This is a genomic window from Paenibacillus taichungensis, from assembly GCF_050994985.1.
Taxonomy (GTDB): Bacteria; Bacillota; Bacilli; order Paenibacillales; family Paenibacillaceae; genus Paenibacillus; species Paenibacillus taichungensis.
In genome coordinates this window covers 6,045,758-6,068,846 of record NZ_CP194720.1, presented here as the reverse complement: position 1 = coordinate 6,068,846, position 23,089 = coordinate 6,045,758, and the positions used below count along the sequence as shown (strand labels likewise).

24 protein-coding genes and 1 tRNA gene are annotated in these 23,089 nt (G+C 44.1%); 2 read left to right on the top strand and 23 right to left on the bottom strand.

Translation table 11 applies throughout. The features are described from left to right. Window positions 1–131: 131 nt before the first annotated feature. From ACR1R9_RS27465 to rpsF, 9 genes are all read right to left on the bottom strand, one after another. Window positions 132–1,958 (bottom strand): oligopeptide ABC transporter substrate-binding protein, encoded by a 1,827-nt coding sequence (locus ACR1R9_RS27465; RefSeq protein WP_433922271.1) that lies wholly within the window; start codon window positions 1,956–1,958, stop codon window positions 132–134. Window positions 1,959–1,977: 19 nt separating this feature from the next. Beyond that, a complete protein-coding gene (locus ACR1R9_RS27460; RefSeq protein WP_063567375.1) occupies window positions 1,978–2,883 on the bottom strand; it encodes an ABC transporter permease in 906 nt (301 codons plus the stop codon). Window positions 2,884–2,912: 29 nt separating this feature from the next. After that, complete coding sequence (opp4B, locus tag ACR1R9_RS27455) at window positions 2,913–3,875, bottom strand: oligopeptide ABC transporter permease (protein WP_099857737.1); 963 nt, start codon at window positions 3,873–3,875, stop codon at window positions 2,913–2,915. Between the two features lie 7 nt (window positions 3,876–3,882). After that, the gene (locus ACR1R9_RS27450) at window positions 3,883–4,815 is read right to left on the bottom strand and encodes an ABC transporter ATP-binding protein (protein WP_099857735.1); all 933 of its coding nucleotides are present in this window, start codon (window positions 4,813–4,815) and stop codon (window positions 3,883–3,885) included. 4 nt (window positions 4,816–4,819) lie between these two features. Then, window positions 4,820–5,860, bottom strand: a complete 1,041-nt coding sequence (locus ACR1R9_RS27445; protein WP_218642248.1) for an ABC transporter ATP-binding protein — start codon at window positions 5,858–5,860, stop codon at window positions 4,820–4,822. 690 nt (window positions 5,861–6,550) lie between these two features. Next, window positions 6,551–7,144, bottom strand: a complete 594-nt coding sequence (locus ACR1R9_RS27440; RefSeq protein WP_076287184.1) for a M15 family metallopeptidase — start codon at window positions 7,142–7,144, stop codon at window positions 6,551–6,553. A 220-nt stretch (window positions 7,145–7,364) separates the two neighbouring features. Continuing rightward, a complete protein-coding gene (gene rpsR, locus ACR1R9_RS27435; protein WP_062327715.1) occupies window positions 7,365–7,637 on the bottom strand; it encodes a 30S ribosomal protein S18 in 273 nt (90 codons plus the stop codon). A gap of 55 nt (window positions 7,638–7,692) precedes the next feature. Beyond that, window positions 7,693–8,178 carry a single-stranded DNA-binding protein gene (gene ssb / locus ACR1R9_RS27430; RefSeq protein WP_024629535.1) on the bottom strand — a complete coding sequence of 162 codons (486 nt, stop codon included), beginning with the start codon at window positions 8,176–8,178 and terminating at the stop codon, window positions 7,693–7,695. A gap of 48 nt (window positions 8,179–8,226) precedes the next feature. Then, window positions 8,227–8,520, bottom strand: a complete 294-nt coding sequence (gene rpsF / locus ACR1R9_RS27425) for a 30S ribosomal protein S6 (RefSeq protein ID WP_024629534.1) — start codon at window positions 8,518–8,520, stop codon at window positions 8,227–8,229. 201 nt (window positions 8,521–8,721) lie between these two features. On the opposite strand from rpsF, the gene ACR1R9_RS27420 reads away from it, so the two are divergent. Beyond that, on the top strand, window positions 8,722–8,916 hold the full coding sequence (locus ACR1R9_RS27420; protein WP_053781958.1) for a YjzC family protein: 195 nt from the start codon (window positions 8,722–8,724) through the stop codon (window positions 8,914–8,916). Between the two features lie 405 nt (window positions 8,917–9,321). Here ACR1R9_RS27420 and ACR1R9_RS27415 read toward each other — a convergent pair. The 4 genes from ACR1R9_RS27415 to ACR1R9_RS27400 form a co-directional block, all read right to left on the bottom strand. Continuing rightward, a tRNA-Ser gene (locus ACR1R9_RS27415) sits at window positions 9,322–9,412 on the bottom strand. Between the two features lie 112 nt (window positions 9,413–9,524). Then, window positions 9,525–9,734, bottom strand: coding sequence for a DUF951 domain-containing protein (locus ACR1R9_RS27410; RefSeq protein ID WP_063567381.1), 210 nt, complete (start codon window positions 9,732–9,734; stop codon window positions 9,525–9,527). Further along, a complete protein-coding gene (locus tag ACR1R9_RS27405) occupies window positions 9,724–10,665 on the bottom strand; it encodes a mechanosensitive ion channel family protein (RefSeq protein ID WP_326066637.1) in 942 nt (313 codons plus the stop codon). The genes ACR1R9_RS27410 and ACR1R9_RS27405 overlap by 11 nt, the downstream gene beginning before the upstream one ends. Window positions 10,666–10,679: 14 nt before the next feature. Next, the gene (locus ACR1R9_RS27400) at window positions 10,680–10,919 is read right to left on the bottom strand and encodes a DUF3343 domain-containing protein (RefSeq protein WP_433923790.1); all 240 of its coding nucleotides are present in this window, start codon (window positions 10,917–10,919) and stop codon (window positions 10,680–10,682) included. 140 nt (window positions 10,920–11,059) lie between these two features. Between ACR1R9_RS27400 and yyaC the strand changes: the two genes are divergently transcribed. Then, window positions 11,060–11,665 (top strand): spore protease YyaC, encoded by a 606-nt coding sequence (yyaC, locus tag ACR1R9_RS27395; protein WP_099857731.1) that lies wholly within the window; start codon window positions 11,060–11,062, stop codon window positions 11,663–11,665. On the opposite strand, the gene ACR1R9_RS27390 is transcribed toward yyaC, so the two are convergent. From ACR1R9_RS27390 to ACR1R9_RS27345, 10 genes are all read right to left on the bottom strand, one after another. Continuing rightward, window positions 11,640–12,140 carry a DUF4446 family protein gene (locus tag ACR1R9_RS27390; RefSeq protein WP_076287182.1) on the bottom strand — a complete coding sequence of 167 codons (501 nt, stop codon included), beginning with the start codon at window positions 12,138–12,140 and terminating at the stop codon, window positions 11,640–11,642. The genes yyaC and ACR1R9_RS27390 overlap by 26 nt on opposite strands. Before the next feature lie 234 nt (window positions 12,141–12,374). Further along, the gene (locus tag ACR1R9_RS27385) at window positions 12,375–13,535 is read right to left on the bottom strand and encodes an aminotransferase class V-fold PLP-dependent enzyme (RefSeq protein WP_433922272.1); all 1,161 of its coding nucleotides are present in this window, start codon (window positions 13,533–13,535) and stop codon (window positions 12,375–12,377) included. A gap of 152 nt (window positions 13,536–13,687) precedes the next feature. Beyond that, a complete protein-coding gene (locus tag ACR1R9_RS27380; protein WP_024629526.1) occupies window positions 13,688–14,533 on the bottom strand; it encodes a ParB/RepB/Spo0J family partition protein in 846 nt (281 codons plus the stop codon). After that, on the bottom strand, window positions 14,526–15,287 hold the full coding sequence (locus ACR1R9_RS27375) for a ParA family protein (protein ID WP_024629525.1): 762 nt from the start codon (window positions 15,285–15,287) through the stop codon (window positions 14,526–14,528). The genes ACR1R9_RS27380 and ACR1R9_RS27375 overlap by 8 nt, the downstream gene beginning before the upstream one ends. Before the next feature lie 188 nt (window positions 15,288–15,475). Next, window positions 15,476–16,294, bottom strand: a complete 819-nt coding sequence (gene noc, locus ACR1R9_RS27370) for a nucleoid occlusion protein (protein ID WP_076287180.1) — start codon at window positions 16,292–16,294, stop codon at window positions 15,476–15,478. Window positions 16,295–17,055: 761 nt separating this feature from the next. After that, window positions 17,056–17,778 carry a 16S rRNA (guanine(527)-N(7))-methyltransferase RsmG gene (gene rsmG, locus ACR1R9_RS27365; RefSeq protein WP_433922273.1) on the bottom strand — a complete coding sequence of 241 codons (723 nt, stop codon included), beginning with the start codon at window positions 17,776–17,778 and terminating at the stop codon, window positions 17,056–17,058. Next, window positions 17,778–19,667, bottom strand: coding sequence for a tRNA uridine-5-carboxymethylaminomethyl(34) synthesis enzyme MnmG (mnmG, locus tag ACR1R9_RS27360; protein WP_175380715.1), 1,890 nt, complete (start codon window positions 19,665–19,667; stop codon window positions 17,778–17,780). Before mnmG ends, rsmG begins: the two co-directional genes overlap by 1 nt. 221 nt (window positions 19,668–19,888) lie before the next feature. After that, window positions 19,889–21,265, bottom strand: a complete 1,377-nt coding sequence (gene mnmE, locus ACR1R9_RS27355) for a tRNA uridine-5-carboxymethylaminomethyl(34) synthesis GTPase MnmE (RefSeq protein ID WP_076287177.1) — start codon at window positions 21,263–21,265, stop codon at window positions 19,889–19,891. Window positions 21,266–21,486: 221 nt separating this feature from the next. Continuing rightward, window positions 21,487–22,188 carry an RNA-binding cell elongation regulator Jag/EloR gene (gene jag, locus ACR1R9_RS27350; protein ID WP_326066632.1) on the bottom strand — a complete coding sequence of 234 codons (702 nt, stop codon included), beginning with the start codon at window positions 22,186–22,188 and terminating at the stop codon, window positions 21,487–21,489. Next, window positions 22,185–23,069 (bottom strand): YidC/Oxa1 family membrane protein insertase, encoded by an 885-nt coding sequence (locus ACR1R9_RS27345; RefSeq protein WP_076287175.1) that lies wholly within the window; start codon window positions 23,067–23,069, stop codon window positions 22,185–22,187. Before ACR1R9_RS27345 ends, jag begins: the two co-directional genes overlap by 4 nt. Window positions 23,070–23,089: the final 20 nt, after the last annotated feature.

Sequence of the window (23,089 nt, the reverse complement as noted above, 5' to 3'; positions counted from 1 at the left end):
CATGCCAGAGTGTACGGAATCCATGTTTTTCAAAACTTTTTGTATTCATACCTAGAAGATTCTTTTCAATTAGATCTAGCAACCGAATTCTTAAAAGGACCCCAATCCTTATTGTTGCTAATGCTTTTTTATTACTCTGCTACAACCGCTTTATCTGCATTAACTTGAATGTCATTCAGATATAAACCTGTTCCGTCACCAATCGCGTAGTTCATTACACGTTTGTTCACTGGTGCTACAACAGCACGGTACAATGTCGGGAATACAGGAACTTCATCAACCATGTACTGTTGCCATTGGTTGTAGATCTCTTTACGTTTGTCTACGTCAAATGCTTCAGCAGATACACCTTGTGCCAGCAACTTGTCATTTTCTTCGCTGGAGAATCTCGAGAAGTTATACAGTGCATCACGGCCATACAGACCTGCTGGATCTACGTCAATACCAACGCCCCAAGCAGCTTGATATACATCAATATTTGGATCATCTTTACCTGTGTTACCTACACGGTCATAAAAGTTGTTGAACTCAACCATTTCCAGGTTTACTTTCAGACCGATTGCTGCCCACGATTGAACATAGTAACGTGCCAGTGGTTCAGCTGTGTCGCCACCTGTCATCGATACAAAGTTAATTTCAAGTGGGGAACCGTCCGGTTTCGTACGGAATTCACCATCCAGTTTATAACCTGCTTCATCGAGCAATTTTTTCGCTGCTTCTGGGTCATATGCAACACCCGGATTGTTAGAATCATGGAATTCTGGGTGAGACGGCGGAATCAATGTTGTTGCATTCCAACGCAGACCGTTATAGAAACGTTTGCCCACTTGATCGTTATCTACAGCCATCCACATGGCTTTACGCAGATTCTTATCACCCATTTTTGCTTCAGCATTTGTTACAACTTTGCCGTTGTCAGCATCCCATGTGCCCAGTTTGAAACCAATGTAGGTGTAAGCACGATCGATTGCACCCAGGAATTCAACGTTGGACATATTGGCATTGTCTTTATATTGATCTGTCGGGAATGAATCCACGAGGTCTACCCCGCCAGATTTCAATTCTTGAACAACCGTTGTTGGGTTGATTACTTTCAGAGTCACTTTATCCAGTTTTGGAGCTCCACGCCAGTAGTCATCGTTTTTAACGAAGGTTACAGACTCACCTGGAGTGATTGTTTCCACTTTAAATGCACCAAAACCGATTGGTTTTTCACGTACTTCTTTGGAAGAAGACATTTTCGCTACATCCATATCACCAAAGATATGTTTAGCCAGTGGATATGTCCATACGCCACCTGTCAGCAAGGAAGGTGTAGATTCCTTGTACGTAATGCTGATTTGTTTTTCGCTAAGAACCTTGATCCCAGAGATCGTTTTTGCTTTTCCAGCGTGATAATCATCCATACCTACTACACTTGTAAAGTTGGAATCATAACGTGGACCATCATAAGCCTTGTTACCGATAACTTCATAAGCAAACTGCAAATCTTCAGCCGTTACCGGCTTGCCGTCATGCCAGTTAACATTATCACGAATCGTCAGTGTAAACGTTTTGCCATCTTCCGATGTTTCATACGTTGCTGCACCATCGTTGGTATATACATAGTCTTTGTCCCAAGTCAGCAAACCTTCATCAAACCATTGCAAAACCATTGCATCTGGATTACCGGAGTAGAAGTTAAAATTCAATGTTCCTTCAAACGCAGTATCGGATACAAGTCCGTATGTTATGGATCCACCCTCAATTGCAGTGCCTTCATTCGTTTTGACGTTGTTGAAATCTTCGATCGAGTAAACGCCCTCTTCTTTAGTAGGCTTTTCCTCTGTTTTGGTTTCCCCTGTGTTCGTAGAAGGCGTTGGTGTTGCTGCCTCTTTCTCCGAGCACGCCGCAAGCGCAAGTACGAAGACCAACATCATCGTGAAAAATAGTCCCCGTGAAAATAATCCCTTTTTCATGAACCTTTCCTCCCTTTTTTTAACCTCTTCTTTGTCTTGCATCAGTCGCACGCTTCAGGGCCTGTCCGACATTATTTATACTCAACATCAATACCAGAATAAGTACTGACGCAGGTAGCCATATCCACCATCTGTATTCCAGTGTTTGCGGATTACGAGCATAGCTTACGAGTGTTCCAAGACTGGGTGTACTTTCCGGGAATCCAAATCCCAAGAAGGAAAGTCCCGATTCGAGGCCAATGTTGGCAGCGAGATTCAATGTCATCGTTACGATGATGATGGAGCTAAGATTAGGAAGAACCTGTGAGAGCATAATCTTCAGATGGGACGAACCTAATGTTTTTGAAGCTTTTACATAGTCCAGTTCCCGTTCCTGTAATGCTTTGGAGCGGATCAACCTGGCAATCCCCATCCAGAGAAAGGCTGTCATAATTAATGAGAAAGATACAATATTATATTTGGGTACTGCAGTAACAAAAGCGATAACAATCATCAGCATCGGAAGAATCATGAAGAAATCAACAACGCGCATAAACAGGTTATCAATCATTCCACCGAAGTAGCCGGATAAAAGACCCACCAGGATACCTATACAACCCGTCATTAGCGTGACGATAATACCAATGGTTAGAGAATTACGTGTACCGATGATCAGTTGTCCGAACACATCGCGACCGCCATAATCAGTTCCCAGCCAATACTGCGCGGAAGGCGGCTCATACAAGGCGAACAAATCTACTTTAACTATTTCAGCTTGATCCAGGATCAAAGAAGTACCATAGACCAGTAGTATGACCAGTCCCAAAAATATGAGCGAGATTAGTGCCACCTTATCTCTGACAAGCTCCCTCCACAAGATACTCAAGCTAGAGGGGCTCTTATCAATCTTCTGTGAAGTTATAACGACATCATTGGCCTTGCTCATCTTATTTTCACCCCGAAATCTTCAAGTTCTTACTTGATCCGAATACGCGGATCAACAATACCCAGAATAATGTCAGACAGCAACGATCCTAGGATTGTAGCTATGCCATATAACAAAACGAGTGCAGTTACTACACTGAAATCCCGAAGAGAAATGGAATTCAAGAACAACTGTCCCATACCTGGATAACTGAATATACTCTCAATGAAGATGGTACCTCCGATAAGTCCCGTTATCTCATAACCGAAAAATGCGGCGATCGGCAACAAGGAGTTTCTTAAAATATGTCTGTTGTAGATTCGAGATTCCGAGGCCCCCTTGGCTCTCGCAGTAAGGACGAATTCCTTGTGCTTGATATCAATAATTTCACTACGCAAGTATTGGACGGTAGATACCGTTGCAATTAATGCCATAGATAGTGAAGGTAATAACAAATGATAGAATTTGCTTGTTATATAGCTGAATGTACCTGGCGTTAGTCCAGGTTCCACGCTTCCCCCGGTTGGGAACCAGCCAAAATGGAATCCAAAAATCCATAACATCACCAGTGCGAAGATAAACAATGGGGCTGCAAAGCCCAAGTAGGTATAACCTGTGATCAACCGATCAGACCAGGTATCGTTGTACCGACCACTGATAATGCCAAGTGGAATGGCAATCAGATAGGTAAACACAAGTGTCGCCAGTGCAAGCCAGAACGTATTGGCTACACGTTGACCAATCAGATCAGAAACTGGCATTTTAAATCGGAAAGATTGTCCGAAATCGCCTTGTGCAGCATTTTTAATCCAATCCCAATACTGTACATACCATGGATTGTTTAATCCCAGTCGTTCCCGCTGTTCATCGAGCGCTTTTGGATCAATACTCGGATCGAGTAATCCGGTAAGTGCATCCCCAGGCATCGCCTTGGCCATCAGAAAGACCAAAAGGCTAAGCAAAAAGATCTGAGGGATCATAATGATAATTCTGCGTACTATCGTTTTCCACATATGGTCTTCAACCTTTCTGAGGTAGAGCTACTCGGTGAGTATCGGAAATGGATTGGAGCGAGTATGCCAGCCCTTCCTCATCAAAGAAGTTTCGGTATGAATTTTCATACTCGGATTTGACCTGCTGACGGAAGGCTACCATTTCTTCACGTTTTTTCGGGTCCATATCCGGAATGGCTGCAATTAAACGCTTGGTATAGATATGTTGTGGATTCTCAAAAATATCATCCGTTGTGCCTTGCTCCACATATCGACCTTTATACATAATTCCGATCTGATCACACATATGACGGATAATGCCGAGATCGTGACTGATGAACAGGTAGGTCAGATTCAGCTCTTTTTGAATTTCCTGCATGAAATTCAGCACCTGTGCTTGTACAGATACATCGAGTGCGGATACTGGCTCATCTGCGATGATCAGCTTTGGCTTTAATGCAATCGCACGAGCGATCCCAATCCGTTGCCGCTGACCCCCGGAAAACTCATGCGGATACTTATAGATCGATTCGGGACTCAATCCGACCTTCTCCAGAAGATCACGGACCTGACGTTTCTCTTCCGTAGCCGTCAGTCGTTCATAATTGCGGAGTGGCTCAGCAATGATGTCGATAACACGCTTCTTGGGATTTAACGAAGAGTACGGATCCTGAAAGATCATCTGCACATCACGCTGCAGTTGTCTATCTTTCCGCCTCTCAGTAGCTAGATCTCTTCCGTTGAAAAGAATTTTCCCGGCTGTCACATGGTTTAAGCCAATAACGGCTCTACCCGTAGTCGTTTTGCCTGAGCCTGATTCACCTACAAGGCCGTATGTTTGCCCCTGCTCAATGGAGAAGCTCACATCATCAACGGCTTTGATGTTACCAATTTCACGCTTGATCAACCCTCCGCGAATCGGAAAGTGAATTTTTAGTCCTTCTACTTCGAGTAATGCCATTATGTTATTCCTCCTCAGCTTGATCAGGGAAATGAAAGTGCTGATAACAGGTACAGCGTACAAAATGACCTGGCGCAATTTCATGCATCTGTGGGTTTTCTTCATGAGCCGAATCACTTATCCATGGAATTCGAGCCTTGAATCGGCACCCTTGGCGAGGAAGATTTTTCAGTGATGGAACAATGCCTTGAATGACATGAAGCTTCGATTTTTCTTCAGAAATAGTAGGAATAGAGTTTAGTAGAGACCGTGTATATGGATGCTTCGCATCCGTCATAAGAGTATAAATATCTGCAATCTCCACAATTTCTCCTGCATACATAACTGCTACACGATCAGCCATCTCGGCAACGACTCCCAGATCATGCGTGATCAGGATGATTCCTGCGTTAATCTCGTTCTTCAATTCGCGGATAAGCTCCAGAATTTGTAGTTGGATTGTAACGTCAAGCGCTGTCGTTGGTTCATCGGCAATCAGCAATTCAGGTTTATTGGCAATCGCAATCGCGATAACAACTCTCTGTCTCATACCACCCGATAGTTCGTGAGGATATTGCTTGTATAATTGTTCGGGACGCGGAATCCCTACTTGGTTGAGTAAATCAATTACTTTGTCTTTCTTTTCTTTCGAAGATAGCTTGGGTTGATGCAGTGTCAGAATCTCTTCGATCTGTTCACCGATCACCATCAGAGGATTTAATGCGGAAAGTGGGTCCTGAAAGATCATTCCCATCTCTTTACCGCGGAGTTTGTTTAATTTGTTGGGAGATATACCAGCAATATTCTGCCCTTTGTATAGAATCTCCCCTTCAATTTTGGCTTTGTTATGCAAACCCATTATGGAAAAAGCAAAAGCACTCTTGCCCGATCCTGACTCTCCCACAATAGCCAGTACTTCATTCTTTTTAACCGTAAGGTTAACGTGATCAACTGCTGCATAATAGTCATCTTCAATTCTGAATGATGTAGTTAGATTTCTGACTTCCAATAGCTCTGTATTCAAATCAATCACCCTAACCCCATAATTTCCGCAGACTGTATTCATGTGTAGAAGAATGCATCCACTGTATATTTCCATGTTCTTGAAGATAATGAACGAAAGTGTATACAAAATACCAAATCATTAGGAGAATCCATTTTTGACTACTGCTATTTAGACCGATGGTCAATTAATGCTGACAATTCCTAGCGGGATTATAATGCAAAATAATTAATGTAATCATACGTGTAAATTTAGATGACGTCAATGCTTAATTTGAGATTTATGGTATAAATGTTTTTTATAGCACAGTTTTGGGTATTAGTTATACTTTAAAGGGAATAAATCAAGGAATTTCAGAGCCAGGCGGATACTTTCAATGGTAAGGTTTGAATCTTAAATATACCGATTATCTAAATATATGACATTATCATTACACGTATTGTGTAGTTAAATGTTAGAAATGTAGATATAAAAAATTATTATGTTAGGTATGAGGGAATTGTGGAGGTCTTATTTTATTTGGAAGTGAAATTGGTTTCTATCCAAATTCTGTACTTTTAGAGGTGTAATTTAGATATTACTAAAGGATTGAAGTTAAATTTCTAGTTATTATAGTATAGTTTCATTTAATCGCTTATGTAAAGAACAAATTGTCATCTTTTATCATTTATTTTACAAAAGAAAGAAAAAAGCCCTGCAAAATGCAAGGCTTTTCTAATATTTATACATATAGATGTATATATAATATCCTATTTAGTGTGTGTCCGGAGGTCTTTTCCCACGCTTCAAATCGTTGATACTTAATCCAAAGTCCATCTGCAAGTGAGGATAATCCGGGAAGTTAGCCCAATCTCCTCCCCATGTAAACCCTAGTTCTTTGGCAAGCTCCACAACTTCCAACCAATCTGGCTTTCCATTGCCGTTATCATCACGTTCCATATCCCACACTACATCTCCTTCAGGAGTCCGTAACGCAAAATCAATGGCCAAACCATAGTTGTGATAGGACTCTCCCCCTTTGGCGTTGGTAACGATATTTCCGGAAAGGGAGCGTCCTTGATTATAGAGGGCATCTTGTTCGTCTATGCTGCGGAAATCATGTGTAATCACGACTTCAATTCCTCGTCTAGCTGCCTTTCGAACCAACAACTTCTCACTTTCCGCGACTACCGGGTGGAGTCCTGTGATCGGCACGGCTTCTTGTACGTTGGTTCGTGGCCATATATCATAGGTATCTCCTTTTTGCTGTAACCACACATATATAATGGAAAGCAAAAACGTAGCTACGATCCAAAATCGCAGACTACTCTTGCGTCTCTGTTTTACTTTACGTTTGGATGTATTCATGCTCTCTCCTGATGGTGGAATCTATATTCGTTCAACTCAAACTACCTGATATCAGCAATATAATAGACTCTATTATAAATCATTTACGCCTTAATTGCTTCTATCGTCGCAACTCTTACGATATCCAATTACCAGGAGATAACCAATCTTAATTATTATTTTCAGATGCAAAAAAGCAGCCGGCTATAAGCCGACTGCTTTGTATCCATGCTGAGTAAGACTACTCAGTTGTGTATGGCAGCAATGCGATTTGACGGGAGCGTTTGATGGCAATCGTCAGCATGCGTTGATATTTAGCGCTAGTACCTGTTACACGGCGTGGCAAAATTTTTCCGCGCTCGCTGATAAATTTACGAAGCAAGTCCGTATCTTTATAATCGATGTGAGTAATTTTGTTAGCTGTGAAGAAGCACACTTTACGACGTTTGTTACGGCCGCCACGGCGAGCCGGTCTTTTATCGTTGTCTCCGCCTTCTCTTTGCTTGAAGCTCATGCTTTTCAGTCCTTTCCTATCGTTTAGCCAATCACTCTAAGAGTGTCGGTTCACGTTAAAATGGCAAATCATCATCCGATATATCAATCGGTTTTCCGTCATCGGAAAAAGGATCCTGATTGTTGCTACGCGAATTATTGTTATTGTTCGCGCGCCCGCCGCCTCCGTAAGAAGGCTCTTCACGCATTGGTTGCCCACCGCCGCCACCGTTATTATCACGGTTAGCTGACTCCAAGAAACGGACGTTATCGGCAATGACTTCGGTCACGTATACACGTTTTCCTTCGTTATTCTCGTAATTCCGTACTTGAATGCGTCCTTCGACTGCAGCTAGGCGTCCTTTGCGCAAATAGTTTGCACAAGTCTCAGCAAGCTGTCTCCAGGTTACGACCGGAATGAAATCCGCTTCCCGTTCTCCCCCTTGACTTGTAAACGGTCTGTCCACTGCCAAAGTAAATTGCGTAACTGCTACTCCAGCTGGAGTATAACGCAACTCAGGATCCCGGGTTAACCGGCCGATCAGAATGACACGGTTCAACAATGTAATCCCCTCCTTCAGAGCGTATTGGTGCGTTGATCACGAGTTGTCTTAAGCAGACTTAACGTCGTTTGTAATGAGATAACGAATTACTTCGTCAGAAATCTTCATGAGACGCTCAAGTTCAGTAACTACTGCTGGTTCAGCAGTGAAGTGTACCAAAACATAAACACCATCACGGAATTTCTTGATCTCATACGCAAGACGGCGTTTACCCATAACGTCGTGAGCTGTAACTTCACCACCGCCGTTGGAGATGATGCCTTGGAATTTATCGACTGTAGCTTGAACAACTTCTTGCTCAACATCAGGACGAATAATGTACATCACTTCATATTTGCGCATAATTTTCACCTCCTTATGGACTCTGGCCCTCAATCTAGGTTGAGAGCAAGGAACGAGCACAAACTCGAACTATATTAATATAACAAAAATGACGCCCCAATGCAAGCAAACGTTCCCTCTTCTCATTACACATGATCATAACTCCAATGGAGCACACTACAGAAGCAACATTGAAATCCATTTTGCCGAGGAGGTTTTATCATGGGTGAAAGAACCGAGTTTGAACCAGGAGACAAAGCTCCAAACGATGGTGAGTACACCGAGGTTGGTGAGAAGAGCTTTCATACGGAGATTAATAATCCGAAACGGGTAACCCTCCAAAAGGGCGAAGCTTTCCCTGAAACAAGCAATCAGAATCGCAAGTGGAAAAAGCTTACCAAAGCCCGCGTCCACTAGGCGTAAAGATTTTTTTTCAGACTGCTGTATATAAAACGTACTAATGCACATAATACAATCAGGCGATGCACGAGAGAGGTGTGGTTCCGTTGGACAACGAAGCCGAACATTCACTGTTGGAGATTCATCACGTAATTTAAGAAGCACGATGGTTGTGTGTAAGGCCTTTGTCTGAAGCACGAGCAAGTTTCTGATCGTTACGACCGATTGTTTCCTAACAAACCGAATGCATCGCCGAATGAAGAGCCCTTAGGGGCTCTTTGTTTTTTTCAATTACAAATGATAATCAATCAACAAAATTAAAAATAAAAAAACCTTCCAGATGGAAGGCCTTTTTTGCATGTATAAAGCTCAACACACGTTGAGTAAGTTGTTCAATTACAATTACAAAGCAAGATCTATTAGTGGCGGAAAGGGTGGGATTCGAACCCACGCACGCTGTGACACGCCTAACTGATTTCGAGTCAGCCCCCTTGGGCCTCTTGGGTACCTTTCCGCAGCAATAATGATTATAGCATGATCATTTACAGAACGCAATACCTAAGCTGTGCCTGCATGTAAACGTTATTATGGAGTGCGAAAAGAGTAAACATTACCGCATTTTTTCATTAGGATTCAGACGAATCCTCTGTTGAACGAAGTACCTTTTTCATGTTTTTCTCGAATTTCGCTCTGGGAATTAATACACTGTGTTTACATCCTACACATTTGATACGAATATCCATGCCCATCCGGATAATCTCCATCTCATTGCTGCCACATGGATGCTGCTTCTTCATCTGCACAATGTCCCCAAGCTGGAAACTTTTACGCTCCACCAATGCCATCCCCCTCATCCTTCTCCTGAGCTGCTGCTTGCTCTAATGCTGCTTGATTGCTCATCTCATGATACTCCAGTGTTTTCTTCACATCACTCTGGATTTGGCGCTCTACAGATGCCCTGGAGTTAGGCAAGCATTCAGCAACAATGCGAACCACATATTCCGAGGTAGACATCGACTGGATACCAAGCACGTCAGGTACTTTAACGATATTCAGATCTCGATCCTCAATCCCAGTCAACGCTCGTTTCACCAAGTGTACTGACTCGTCCAGGGTCTGTTCGCCCTTCATCGGAATGTCCACAACTGCAAGGGAATTAGACATCGAGTAATTAGTTACACTTGCAATCGTACCATTTGGAATAATGTGTACCTCACCCTGCCAGCTAACCAGCTTGGTTGTTCTCAGTCCAATGACCTCAACCGTTCCTTTATAGGTGCCTGTTTGAATAACATCGCCTACTGCGAATTGATCCTCCAATATAATGAAGAAACCCGTAATAACATCCTTCACCAATCCTTGGGCACCAAAACCGATAGCCAGTCCAAGTACTCCCGCACTCGCTAACAATGGTCCAACTTTCACGTTGATCTCAGATAACAGTAACAGAATCATAATGAAATTACATGTTATGGAGGTCGCATTTTTCATCAACTCTCCCACCGTTATAAATCTCCGCGGATTGACGCGAATCTTGCCTTCCTGCTTTCGTGCCATCGTGCGATCTATAATACGTGATACAATCTTGATCACAATACGCGTAATAATGAAAATAATAATGATTCGGATCGAACTGAACAGAATGTTAAACCACATATCTGCATCGGCAACTTTAGCCCATAATTGGTCTGTCCAGCGAACTGCACTATTTATTGTTCCTTTCACATCCGGGCTAGTATTGCCCTCAGCAAACTGAAATGGCAACATAGATCAAACCTCCTCTACATGGGTATGTTATCATAGCTGTCAGCGGTTTTGAAATAGAGGCCTCGGATCTCCACAAATTCGTTACGAATGATCTGTATCACTCTCTCCAGATCTTCTTTTGGAAACTGAATACATAGAGCACAGCCCGCTGTGATCTCTTTTGGGGTAGGAAATAAGTCGATCTCAATCTCGGCAAACTCCAGCAGCATTTCTGCCCGCAGCGCCTGCTGGGTGGAATCAAAAGCAATCAGCATCCAATCATCAATCCACTCGTCCATGTCCGTCTCCTTTCGCGATACATTCATCCCTTTGAAAAAGCTTGTCCCCACGAAGTATAAAACGTTCTATCCTTCCATATACTGTTACTACTATTCCAAGGGAAAGGATAGATCCTATGAATCCCATTTCGCATTCCTTCTCATCTCAAGACATGGCCAGCCTGAAAATCCCACATACAGATCCAGGCATTCACTCAGCCATCATTCATCGTTTAATGTTCCATCTCTATAAAGCCCATTCTTTGCAAAATGTAGTTGTCGTCTGTATCGGTACAGATCGCTCTACTGGGGACTGCCTTGGCCCGCTCGTCGGCTCATCGCTTGCCAAGTGGGACAGCCCTCTATTCCATCTCTATGGCACATTAGATGAACCCGTACATGCAATGAACCTGCAGGACACCCTTCACAAAATACACAACACACATCACAACCCTTATGTAATCGGTATTGATGCCTGTCTCGGACAGTCCTCGAGTGTTGGATGTATCCAGGTCGTGAATGGACCGCTCAAACCAGGAGCGGGTGTAAATAAAGAATTACCGCCGGTCGGCGATATCCATCTTACAGGTATCGTTAACGTCGGCGGCTTTATGGAATACTTTGTTTTACAGAACACACGTCTCAGTCTCGTCATGCGCATGTCCGAGATTATATCCAGCAGTCTCTATTCCGCCATTCGTGAATGGCATACCCGTTCTACTCTGCTTGCTGTGCCAGAGTAATGGCTTCCTTTTCCTCAGGGGAAAGAGTATACGTGGACTCTCCCCCTTTAAGAGGTTTAGCATATACATAGGAACCGTCTCGATTATAGATACCAGTGAGTACCATACCGTCCTGGCTATCGTTAACCATTGCCATGGAGAAACTCAGATCACTGCCAAGCTCCCCATAAGCGTTATACCGTTTCACGCCCACTTTACCCTGGATACGGGTCAGCTTCTGCATGACAGTCTGTAACTGATCCGTTTGCAGTGTATGCTCATCCTCAATGCTGTCCATCTGAATTTTCAGATTGATTAACAGAGACTCCAGATCTTCCACTCCACTACCAGCCATCATGGCCTCATATTTCCGTTTAAACTTCCGTAGCTTTGCGCCTTGAGCAATACTTATGATAAGCAAAATCACCAAAAGTAAAGCCATGCCGCCAATAATCCATATCAGCTGTTCCAGAATCAGCTCATTTAATTCAGCCATGTAGTGCAACTACCCCTCTGTTGGTTTGTTCAGGTTAACGTTTGTACCTTCAAACGTACTCCACATCATCGATCCATTCAGCTAAGAAAAGCATCCAACGCTCTAATGTAACCTTCAAGCTTACCCTTATTATTCACCAGATAACCCATACAGCTAATCACTCGTTTTAGCCTCTTACCTCTTTTGCTTTTTGCTTATTCAAGCGATTGAAATTCATGTTTTATTAGGGCTGATTCATACCGGTTTTGATGCAGTTAATTCGATAACCGCTTCGATCAATGCATCGACATCTTCTTTTGATGTACTATACCCCACGCTCGCTCTGACAGCCCCACTTGCCGTTGTACCAGCTGACTCATGGGCAAGAGGTGTGCAATGAAAACCTGAGCGCACAGCGATGCCATAACTTCGGTCTAATTGAAAAGCGAGCTGAGCCGAATCATACCCTTCAACAGTAAAGGATAACAATCCCGTACGCGGCTGTCCAATTTCAGGGCCAAGCATTCGAATCCCCTGTACTGATGATAACCCATCCATCATATGCTGAGTCAAATCCCACTCCTGTTTATATATGAATTCAGGTGTCAGTTCAAGCACATGCTGCACTCCGGCTGCCAGACCTGCTATACCCACGGTATTGGGCGTACCCGCCTCATAGCGATCAGGACGAACAAGTGGCTGCTCAATTGCCTCAGATTGGCTTCCTGTCCCGCCGTGAAGCAATGGTTGCACATCCAGCTCAGGAGCGATGTACAGTCCACCTGTTCCCTGCGGTCCCAACAGTCCTTTATGCCCTGGAAAGGCAAGCATATCGATACCAAGCTGCTTCACATCCACAGGGATAATTCCAGCACTTTGAGCAGCATCAACAAGCAAAGTCACCTGGTGTTTTTTACACATCAGTGCAATTTCACCAATGGGCAGAATACTCCCCAGCAGGTTCGAACTATGCGTACAGACAACCAATCTTGTATTGGAACGAAACAAGCGTGCGAATTGTACCAGGTCGATCTCCCCGGCTGCATTAACAGGCACATAATCAACCTCTACATTACGAGATCTGCGCATGTACTCCAGTGGCCGTCTTACTGAATTATGTTCAGCCATCGTAGCAATGACATGATCGCCTTCTCTTAGCCACCCTTGAATAGCTAGATTCAAAGCTTCTGTGGTATTAGAACCCAGAGCGATATCATTGGCATTACGAACACCCAAAAGAGTGGATATCGCTTTTCTGGCACCAAATAAAACTCGGCTCGCCTGTACTGCCATCCGGTGACTTCCTCTGCCTGGGTTCGCCCCTGCCACATCCAGAGCCTTTATCATGGCTTCCCCGACAGCAGGTGGCTTAGGCCAAGATGTCGCTGCATGATCCAGATAGATAACTCCCTCCACCTCATGACCACCTCTGTCCCTAATTGATTGTTATGGTTTGATATAATCCCTAGAAACAAACAATGACATATCGTTTCTCCATGGTACAGAGGCGATATGTCATCACATGAAAAAGCCCCGCATGTTGTTCATCGATCATGGAGTCATGACTATTATTGCAACAGTTCCAACAGTCGCTCCAGATCTTGTTTGCTGTAGTAGTTGAGCTCAATTTTGCCTTTATCTTTGTTATGCTTAATTTTCACCGTTGTTTTAAACCGTTCACGTAAAGACTCTTCCAATGTATCAATAAACGGATCTTTTTTCTTTAACTTGGATTTTGCTTTCGCTTCACCCGTTTTGGAACGATCCAATTGTTGAACAGCCTCTTCCAGTTCACGTACACTCCACTGTTGATCAATAGTTTGTTTTGCCAGCTGCTTCACAAGGCTTTCATCTTTAACGCCGACGATAGCACGTGCATGCCCCATTGACAATGTTCCACGTGAAACATGATCCTTCACTTCTTCCGGCAATGATAACAAACGCAGGAAGTTAGCGATGTGAGAACGTGATTTGCCCACTTTTACGGAGAGCTCTTCCTGGGTTAACCCAAACTGGTCCATCAGCCCCTGATAAGCAACTGCAACTTCCATCGCATTCAGATTCTCACGCTGCAGGTTCTCGATTAAAGCAATCTCCATAACCTGCTGATCACTGAAATTACGAACTACGGCAGGCACAGTGGCATTACCGCAATACTGGGAAGCTCTGAAACGTCGTTCACCAGCAATAATTTCATAACCTCTCAAAACAGGTCGTACAATAATAGGTTGTATAACACCATGTTGACGGATCGATTCAGCGAGTTCATGTATCGCATCCTCATCAAATACTTTACGAGGTTGGTAAGGGTTTGCCCGCAGTTGACTAATCGGGATTTCTACGACTTTATCGTCGTCATTAATTGAAAGCGAAGGAATGAGGGCATCAAGACCTTTTCCAAGCCGCTTACTCATAAGAAATCACTTCCTTTGCGAGCTCTAAATAAACTTCAGCCCCTCGGGATCGAGGATCATACGTAATGATAGACTGACCATGAGAAGGCGCCTCACTAAGCCGCACATTGCGCGGAATAATGGTCTGATACACCTTTTGTTGAAAATACTTCTTCACTTCTTCAATCACTTGAATGCCCAGATTCGTTCGAGCATCAAACATCGTCAGCAATACTCCTTCAATCTGTAAGGACGTATTCAGATGTTTCTGCACCAAACGCACCGTGTTAAGCAATTGGCTCAACCCTTCGAGCGCATAATACTCACACTGAATCGGAATGATCACCGAATCGGAAGCTGTCAACGAATTGATCGTTAACATGCCGAGGGAGGGTGGACAATCGATCAGTATGTAATCATAGTTTTTTTTCACCATGGCGAGTGATTTTTTCAGGCGGACTTCCCGTGATATCGTTGATACCAGTTCAATCTCGGCTCCGGCAAGCTGAATCGTTGCAGGTATGATATGAAGGCCTTCAATCTGAGTTTCCACAATCGCTTCCTGAGGGGGGACCTCATTAATGATGACATCATATATACAATTGGCCACATCTGCTTTGTTGATTCCGACTCCGCTGGTTGTATTCCCCTGGGGGTCAATATCGACAAGCAGCACCCTTTTCCCGAGCGAAGCCAGTCCTGCACCCAAGTTAACAGATGTCGTCGTTTTCCCCACACCGCCCTTTTGATTTGCTACGGCCATAATCTTAGACAATTACTTCACCTCAAATAAAATAGGAGTCTTTTCTTGTAGGTTGTGAACTACAGTTAACAAAAAGCAGGTGGCTATCATCCACACAAACATCAACTACCGTTTCTTCATGGTGCTATTCTACGCTGTTCATGCCACTCTCAACTTTATAGACAGAAAAAGCGGCCCATTGCCGCCTTAAGCTTCAACAATTATTTGCGTTTCGGGATATGGATAACGATCTCGTAATGGTCCTCATGGTCCGCTTCCTTGGTTTTGATGTCTAGACCGGAGCCCGATACCATATCAATGGATTGACGAATCGTATTAAGTGCAAGTCTAACGTCCTTCGTGAAGGAGATACGTTTGGATTTTTTGATCTTCGAGGATTCCTTGTAAAAGGCAACTCGTGCTTCCGTTTGTTTGACATTCAACTCTTTATCAATAATTTCGCCGAGCAATTTCATTTGCAACTCTTCCGTATCCAATGATAGCAAAGCTCTGGCATGACGCTCCGAAATCTTACGTTCCATCAGTGCTGTCTTAATGCCCTCCGGAAGCTGTAACAACCGGATTTTGTTGGCGATCGTCGACTGGCTTTTGCCTAATCTCTGCGCAAGACTTTCCTGTGTGAGTTGGTGCAGGTCAATCAATTTCTGATAAGCAACAGCCTCTTCAATTGAAGTGAGTCCCTCACGCTGCAGGTTTTCGATCAATGCGATGGACGCTGCCTGAGAGTCGTTGAATTCACGCACAATGGCCGGAATATGATCCAAGCCCAGTTTTCGAACTGCACGCCAGCGACGTTCCCCGGCGATAATCTCATATGATCCATTTCGTACGCGGACGACAATCGGCTGAATAACTCCATGTGTCTTGATCGTCTGCAACAACTCATCAATTTTATCATCATCAAAAATAGTACGGGGTTGATATGGGCTGCTCACAATTTCATTGACCGGAATTTGTTTAATCTCATCTCCGTTATTGCGCTCCGCCAAACCAAACAACTTCGAAAATTGTTCTTTCATTCCGTATATTACCACCTAGTTTCGTAATAGCTCCCGCAGAATTGCAGGTGCTTCTTATTCAATATGCGACCATTCCAAATGCTGTCGTTCTTCGAATAAGTTTTGCCTTCCATGACGCTTTCTGTAACCTATACAATAATGCTCAAAAATCTATCTATACATATAATCTATGATCTCTGTAATCCAGGACCGGATACTTCTATTCTATCATCTTTTCTTCCATAATCCTATGTTTACCTATTCTTTAAACTCTTCTAATTTTCCTGCTTTTTCTTCATGAACATTAGCTATATGACCTGTTTGTACCCATTGAGATATGGAAGATCTCTGTAAACAGGACCTGCTCCTAGTAGCTACGCTGTGCGCTCGTTTAATACCATGAAAAAATGAATTTTCATAAGATAGCCTCAGTGGCAGAATAAACTCTTTCATACTTGTCTTTCTATTCTATAGCTACTACTATTGCCGATGCTCTTTCTCTATCCATAGGTCAATGACCTTCATTCAAGAATAGCTGTAACAAGAAAAGGATTTTCCATCAAAAAAACTTCTACGCTAAATGAATTAAATTTCCGATTCTGTTTTCTCTACTCTTATGTACTCGTAATGTGGATACTATCTATATCTTGATAAAAAATCAAAAAAACAAAAAGAGGATGTTTCACGTGAAACATCCTCTTTACTCTTATTCAAAGTTCTTCATTAAATAAACGAAGAATGATCCTCTTACCATTTTAATATATACGATGTTACGCCAAAAACTATACCAAAGGTGTTTTTAATGGTGTTCCTGGTTTACGTGGATATTTAAAAGGTGTCTTATCAAACTTCTGAATCAGAATGATATGCCGTGCCGACTCTTCAACAGGTAGCTGGAACGGATGAACTGCTTTTACCCGTCCTTTCAGCTGGTTAAAGCTGAATTCAGCCTCCTTCATTTCTTCGCGCGGGTCTCCGCCCTTCATTGCAGCGAATAATCCACTTTTGCGAACAAAAGGCAGACAGAATTCATTAAGCACCGCTAGCTTAGCAACTGCACGCGCAGTAACAATGTCGTAGCTGTCACGATATCCTTCTTTGCGTCCAAGTTCCTCGGCACGACCATGAATCAATTCTACATCGGTCAAGCCGAGCGTATCTACAAGATGCTGCAGAAAGCCAATACGTTTATTTAGCGAGTCAATGATCGTCAGCTTAATATGCGGGAAACAAATTTTAAGAGGTAGTCCTGGGAACCCAGCCCCTGAACCAATGTCTGCAAGTTTGTTTACCTTCGACATATCTGTATAAAATGCCAGCGATACCGAATCATAGAAATGCTTTGTATATACTTGTTCACGTTCGGTAATCCCGGTTAGATTCATCTTTTCATTCCAAGCTACCAGCTCCTGAAAATATAACTCGAATTGTTCCAACTGGCGTTCATCCAGCTCCAGTCCATGTTTCTTCAGGCGCCGTTGTAGCTGCTGTTGAATATCGTCCATTATTGTCCCCTTGCTGCGGTTACACGGTTATAATGCTCCAGGTAAACCAGCAGAATGGAGATATCCGCAGGAGTAACCCCAGCTATACGGGACGCCTGTCCTATCGAGATTGGACGAATCGTAGCGAGCTTCTGCTTTGCTTCCATAGCAAGACCATGAATTTCGTCATATATAATCGTGTCCGGAATTTTCTTTTTCTCCATTTTTTGCAAACGTTCCACGTGGATCAATTGTTTCTCAATATAACCCGCATATTTGATTTGAATTTCCACTTGCTCTTTCATATCAGCGGTCAGTTCCACCTCGGAAGGTGAGATTTGCTCAATCCAGTCATACCCGATCTCTGGCCGGCGCATCAATGTCAGAAGTGTGCTGCCATCCTGAATCGGTGTAGAACCAATCTCTTCCAGCTTCGGATTCACTTCGACAGGGCGAACTTTAGCTGCCTTCAGACGATTCACTTCCTGTTCTACTTTTGCCTTTTTGTCCAGAAATTTAGCATAACGCTCATCAGGAATCAAACCAATATCATGACCAATTTCCGTCAAACGCATATCGGCATTATCATGACGAAGCAACAAACGATATTCTGCACGAGAAGTCAGCAGACGATAAGGTTCATTCGTACCTTTGGTTACGAGATCATCGATCAGTACACCAATGTACCCTTGGGAGCGATCCAGTACGACAGGCTCTTTATCCTGTACTTTACGTGCAGCGTTGATACCGGCCATTACGCCTTGTCCTGCCGCTTCTTCGTACCCGGAGGTACCATTAATCTGCCCTGCTGTGAACAGACCTGGCAGACGTTTCGTTTCCAGTGAAGGCCACAACTGTGTAGGCACCATTGCATCATATTCAATAGCGTAGCCATTACGCATCATTTCTACTTTTTCCATACCCGGGATGGAACGAAGGACCGCCAATTGAACATCCTCTGGCAGACTTGTAGACAGACCTTGTACATAGTATTCCGATGTGTTTTTGCCTTCTGGCTCCAGGAAAATCTGATGCTTCGGCTTGTCGCTGAAACGCACAATTTTATCCTCGATCGATGGGCAATAACGCGGTCCGGTACCTTCAATAACTCCTGAGAACATTGGAGCACGGTGGAGGTTATCATTAATAATCTGGTGTGTCTCCACAGACGTATACGTCAACCAGCAAGGCAGCTGCTCATTATCGGAAGATTCCGTTTCATAAGAAAAGAACTTCGGCTTGTCATCACCTGGCTGAATTTCCGTTTTGCTAAAATCAATCGTATCCTTATGCACGCGCGGTGGTGTACCTGTTTTAAAACGAACCAGGTCAAAACCAAGCTCACGCAGATGTTCGGATAACTTAAGGGAAGGCTGTTGGTTATTTGGACCACTCTCGTACATCAACTCACCCATAATTACTTTACCGCGCAGATACGTACCTGTTGTCAAAACAACGGCTTTGGCCCGATACTCTGTACCCGTCTGAGTAACCACACCTACGCACTGTCCGTCTTCAACGATCAGCCGATCAACCATGCCCTGACGCATCGTCAGATTGCGTTCATTCTCCATCGTTTCTTTCATCGTATGCTGGTAAGAAAATTTATCCGCCTGAGCACGAAGCGCATGCACAGCAGGTCCTTTACCTGTGTTAAGCATTCGCATCTGAATAAAAGTCTTATCGATGTTCCGTCCCATTTCTCCACCAAGTGCATCAATCTCACGTACCACATGTCCTTTTGCCGGTCCCCCAATAGATGGGTTACAAGGCATGAAGGCCACCATATCCAGATTGATGGTAATCATCAGTGTTTTCGAACCCATACGGGCTGCAGCCAATGCCGATTCCACACCAGCATGTCCTGCCCCAACGACGATTACATCATAACTTCCACCATCAAAAGCCATTCCAGTTTACCTCCTTTTTGCCGCCGCACACCTAAATTCATGCAAACGATCTATTTTCTGTAAAAACTACGAAACGCAATTCACACTAAATGGAATGCATTTCGATCTATATTAAGCCATCAAGTCTATAGATACTTCAGACATATTCGCGGATTCTTTGACCACCCACAGATGGACTTTATTATCATACTACTTTTCAGAGCCGCTATGTTTGTCAGGTGTTATTTTCCGAGGCAGAATTGAGAGAAAATTTGATCAATCAACGCATCATGTGCTGTATCGCCCACGATCTCACCCAGCTGCTCCCATGCCAGACGAACATCGATCTGGATCATATCAATGGGAATCAACTGCTCTGCCGCTTCATAGGCATCAATGAGCGACTGTTTCGCTTTTTTGAGCAAAGCAATATGACGCACATTGCTGACATACGTCAGGTCGGCCGACTCAAGCTTGCCGCTAAAGAACAACGTTGAGATGGCATCTTCCAATCGGTCCACGCCCAGATCATCTTTCACCGACATCGGAACAAGCCGTTCCTCAGGGATATAACGAAGCAGCACTTCGCGGTCCGCCTGCGGCGCTAAGTCCATTTTATTCATAATAATTATGGATTGTCTACCGCGGATTTGTTCCAATAATTCAATCTCGTCCTCATGCAGCGGCTCCGCAGCATTGATAACCATCAATAACAGATCCGCCTCATTCACAGCAGAGCGAGAACGCTCCACCCCGATTCTTTCCACGACATCCATCGTTTCCCGAATACCTGCCGTATCGAGCAGTTTGAGCGGTATATTGTTAATCGTAACAAACTCCTCAATGACGTCACGCGTTGTACCCGGAATGTCCGTTACAATTGCCCGATTGTCCTGGGCCAACGTATTGAGTAATGAAGATTTCCCTACGTTTGGCCGGCCTACGATCGCAGTTGTGATCCCTTCACGCAGTATCTTTCCTTGCTCTGCTGTTACCAGCAATTTATCGATTTCAGTCATCACCTGACTGGATTTTTCTTTAATAAATTCAGAGGTTAGTGACTCTACGTCATGCTCAGGATAATCAATATTTACTTCGATGTGAGCAAGAGTCTCCACCAATGTGTATCTGAGATCACGCAGCTTGGACGACAATTTGCCCTCCACTTGCTTGAGTGCAACGGAGAACGCCCGATCAGATTTGGAACGAATGAGATCCATGACCCCTTCCGCCTGGGACAGATCAATCCGTCCATTGAGAAAGGCACGCTTTGTGAACTCGCCGGGTTCAGCGAGGCGAATATCGAGCTGCAACAACAGATCCATTACGCGCTTAACCGACACCACTCCGCCATGGGCGCTAATCTCCACGACATCCTCTGTTGTGAAGGATCGTGGCGCCCGCATCACTGTAACCAATACTTCCTCAATTTTCTCGCCAGTGCCCGGATCTACAATATGACCATAATGAACCGTGTGGGATGCTGCCTGTGTTAGTGGGGTTTTGCTGCGAAAAATCTTCTCCGTCTCCGACACCGCATCCGGGCCGCTCACCCGGATTACAGCGATACCCGCTTCTCCGACCGCTGTTGATATCGCTGTAATCGTATCACTAATCATCGTTATCTCTCCTTGCTCTATTTTAAAATTGCGCCCCTCGGGACGCTATATTAATTTCTATATATAGTTCAGTTGTTCGGTTACACAACGCTTCTTATCAATCATTCATATCTTGATATGGCTGTATTGAAGTCGCTCTATAGTTTTGGAAAAGTACTTCTGTACGAAAAAAGCAATGGCTTCTGCACCGGGCAGGAAGCCATTGCGTCTTCAATTTCGTGTTATTTCGTCGTAATGACCACGCGCCGATTAGGCTCCTCGCCCTTGCTGTATGTCTTAATCTGCGAGTGATTTTGCAATTTCGCATGAATGACTTTGCGTTCGAGTGGCGGCATTGGCTCCAGCACAACTTCCTTGCCAGTGCGAATGGCCTGTCCAGCCAAACGTTCAGCCAGATCCTCCAGCGTCTTGCGTCGACGTTGACGGAAATTCTCTGCATCAAGTACGATGCGAACGAAGCTTTCCGAATAACGATTTGCTACAATGTTCGTTAAATATTGAAGGGCATCCAGCGTCTGTCCACGTCTACCAATAATCATGCCCAGGTCTTCACCGGCAATATTGAAGATATGTCCATCCCGCTGTTTTTTGATATGCACTTCAACATCCAGTCCCATACCTGCTGCCACTTCTTTTAAGAAAGCAGCCGCTTCCTCATAGGGATTTTTAGCAGCCACACCCTCAATTGTTTCTTCAACCTGAGGTATATGTGCGGCCGGCTTGATCGGCTGTGAAACAGGTTCAGGCACAGGCAGAAGTTTCACTTCCACTTTAGCGGCCTTAACCCCGATCAAACCCAGGAATCCTTTTGACGGCTGCTCTAACACTTGTATCTCGACCTTGTCCCGGCTCACGCCAAGCTCAGCCAATCCTTGGTTTACAGCATCTTCAACGGTTTTTCCTGACGCAATGACTTTGGTCATTTCGATTTTTTGGCCCCTTTCGAACCTTTTCCAGAGACAGTTGCCTTGCCACCGTTTTTGCGTTTAGCTCCATTTCCATTTTTGGAAGAGCTGGTCTGCTTCACGTTGACCTCAGCCACGACTTTATCATTATTCCGGTAAAGGAAATAGTTTTGCACGATCGTGTAGATATTACTGTAGAACCAGTATAGTGGCAATGCAGCCGGGAACTGATACGACATAACGAAGATCAATATCGGGTACACCCACAGCATGAATTGCATCGGTCCGACTTGCTGTGCAGGATTCATACGCATCATCATCCACGTTTGGACAAATGTTGTGATGGCTGCCAGCACTGGCAAAATAAACAGGTGATCGGGTGATCCGAGTTGTAGCCACAAGAAATCATGTGTTCTCAGACTGGAGTTTCCGTAAATTGAGTTATAAAGTGCGATGTAAATCGGCATCTGAATGATAAGTGGCAGACAACCGGCCATCGGATTAACTTTGTTCTCCTGAAACAACTTCATTGTTTCTTGCTGAACTTTCTCAGGTGTATCTTTATACTTGGCTTGAATTTCTTTCAATTGCGGCTGAATAGCTTGCATCGCCTTGGAACTGCGAACCTGCTTCATTGTCAGCGGCAAGATTAACGTCCGTACAATTAACACCATCACAAGGACGGCCAGTCCATATTCACCGTTAAACCAGTTGGCAAATGTATCGAGCGCCAGTGAGAACCAATAAATAACATTGGCTTGCCAAAAAGAATCACTATTCTTCAGATCTTCCGTAGTAACCCCCGAACCTTGCGGAGTACACCCGGCTAGTACAGTGACCATTGCAATGACTGCAATGAGGAGAATCCACTTCCCCTTTGATGTCTTCAATCGCGACACTTCATAACCCCTCTCTTAAC

What these genes read in the sequence shown, in the direction of transcription:
- ACR1R9_RS27465 (WP_433922271.1), bottom strand. Translation starts at nt 1,958, where the DNA reads ATGAAAAAGGGATTATTTTCACGGGGACTATTTTTCACGATGATGTTG.
- ACR1R9_RS27460 (WP_063567375.1), bottom strand. Translation starts at nt 2,883, where the DNA reads ATGAGCAAGGCCAATGATGTCGTTATAACTTCACAGAAGATTGATAAG.
- opp4B (WP_099857737.1), bottom strand. Translation starts at nt 3,875, where the DNA reads ATGTGGAAAACGATAGTACGCAGAATTATCATTATGATCCCTCAGATC.
- ACR1R9_RS27450 (WP_099857735.1), bottom strand. Translation starts at nt 4,815, where the DNA reads ATGGCATTACTCGAAGTAGAAGGACTAAAAATTCACTTTCCGATTCGC.
- ACR1R9_RS27445 (WP_218642248.1), bottom strand. Translation starts at nt 5,860, where the DNA reads ATGAATACAGTCTGCGGAAATTATGGGGTTAGGGTGATTGATTTGAAT.
- ACR1R9_RS27440 (WP_076287184.1), bottom strand. Translation starts at nt 7,144, where the DNA reads ATGAATACATCCAAACGTAAAGTAAAACAGAGACGCAAGAGTAGTCTG.
- rpsR (WP_062327715.1), bottom strand. Translation starts at nt 7,637, where the DNA reads ATGAGCTTCAAGCAAAGAGAAGGCGGAGACAACGATAAAAGACCGGCT.
- rpsF (WP_024629534.1), bottom strand. Translation starts at nt 8,520, where the DNA reads ATGCGCAAATATGAAGTGATGTACATTATTCGTCCTGATGTTGAGCAA.
- ACR1R9_RS27420 (WP_053781958.1), top strand. Translation starts at nt 8,722, where the DNA reads ATGGGTGAAAGAACCGAGTTTGAACCAGGAGACAAAGCTCCAAACGAT.
- ACR1R9_RS27405 (WP_326066637.1), bottom strand. Translation starts at nt 10,665, where the DNA reads ATGTTGCCATTTCAGTTTGCTGAGGGCAATACTAGCCCGGATGTGAAA.
- ACR1R9_RS27400 (WP_433923790.1), bottom strand. Translation starts at nt 10,919, where the DNA reads ATGCTGATTGCTTTTGATTCCACCCAGCAGGCGCTGCGGGCAGAAATG.
- yyaC (WP_099857731.1), top strand. Translation starts at nt 11,060, where the DNA reads ATGAATCCCATTTCGCATTCCTTCTCATCTCAAGACATGGCCAGCCTG.
- ACR1R9_RS27390 (WP_076287182.1), bottom strand. Translation starts at nt 12,140, where the DNA reads ATGGCTGAATTAAATGAGCTGATTCTGGAACAGCTGATATGGATTATT.
- ACR1R9_RS27380 (WP_024629526.1), bottom strand. Translation starts at nt 14,533, where the DNA reads ATGAGTAAGCGGCTTGGAAAAGGTCTTGATGCCCTCATTCCTTCGCTT.
- noc (WP_076287180.1), bottom strand. Translation starts at nt 16,294, where the DNA reads ATGAAAGAACAATTTTCGAAGTTGTTTGGTTTGGCGGAGCGCAATAAC.
- rsmG (WP_433922273.1), bottom strand. Translation starts at nt 17,778, where the DNA reads ATGGACGATATTCAACAGCAGCTACAACGGCGCCTGAAGAAACATGGA.
- mnmG (WP_175380715.1), bottom strand. Translation starts at nt 19,667, where the DNA reads ATGGCTTTTGATGGTGGAAGTTATGATGTAATCGTCGTTGGGGCAGGA.
- mnmE (WP_076287177.1), bottom strand. Translation starts at nt 21,265, where the DNA reads ATGATTAGTGATACGATTACAGCGATATCAACAGCGGTCGGAGAAGCG.
- jag (WP_326066632.1), bottom strand. Translation starts at nt 22,188, where the DNA reads ATGACCAAAGTCATTGCGTCAGGAAAAACCGTTGAAGATGCTGTAAAC.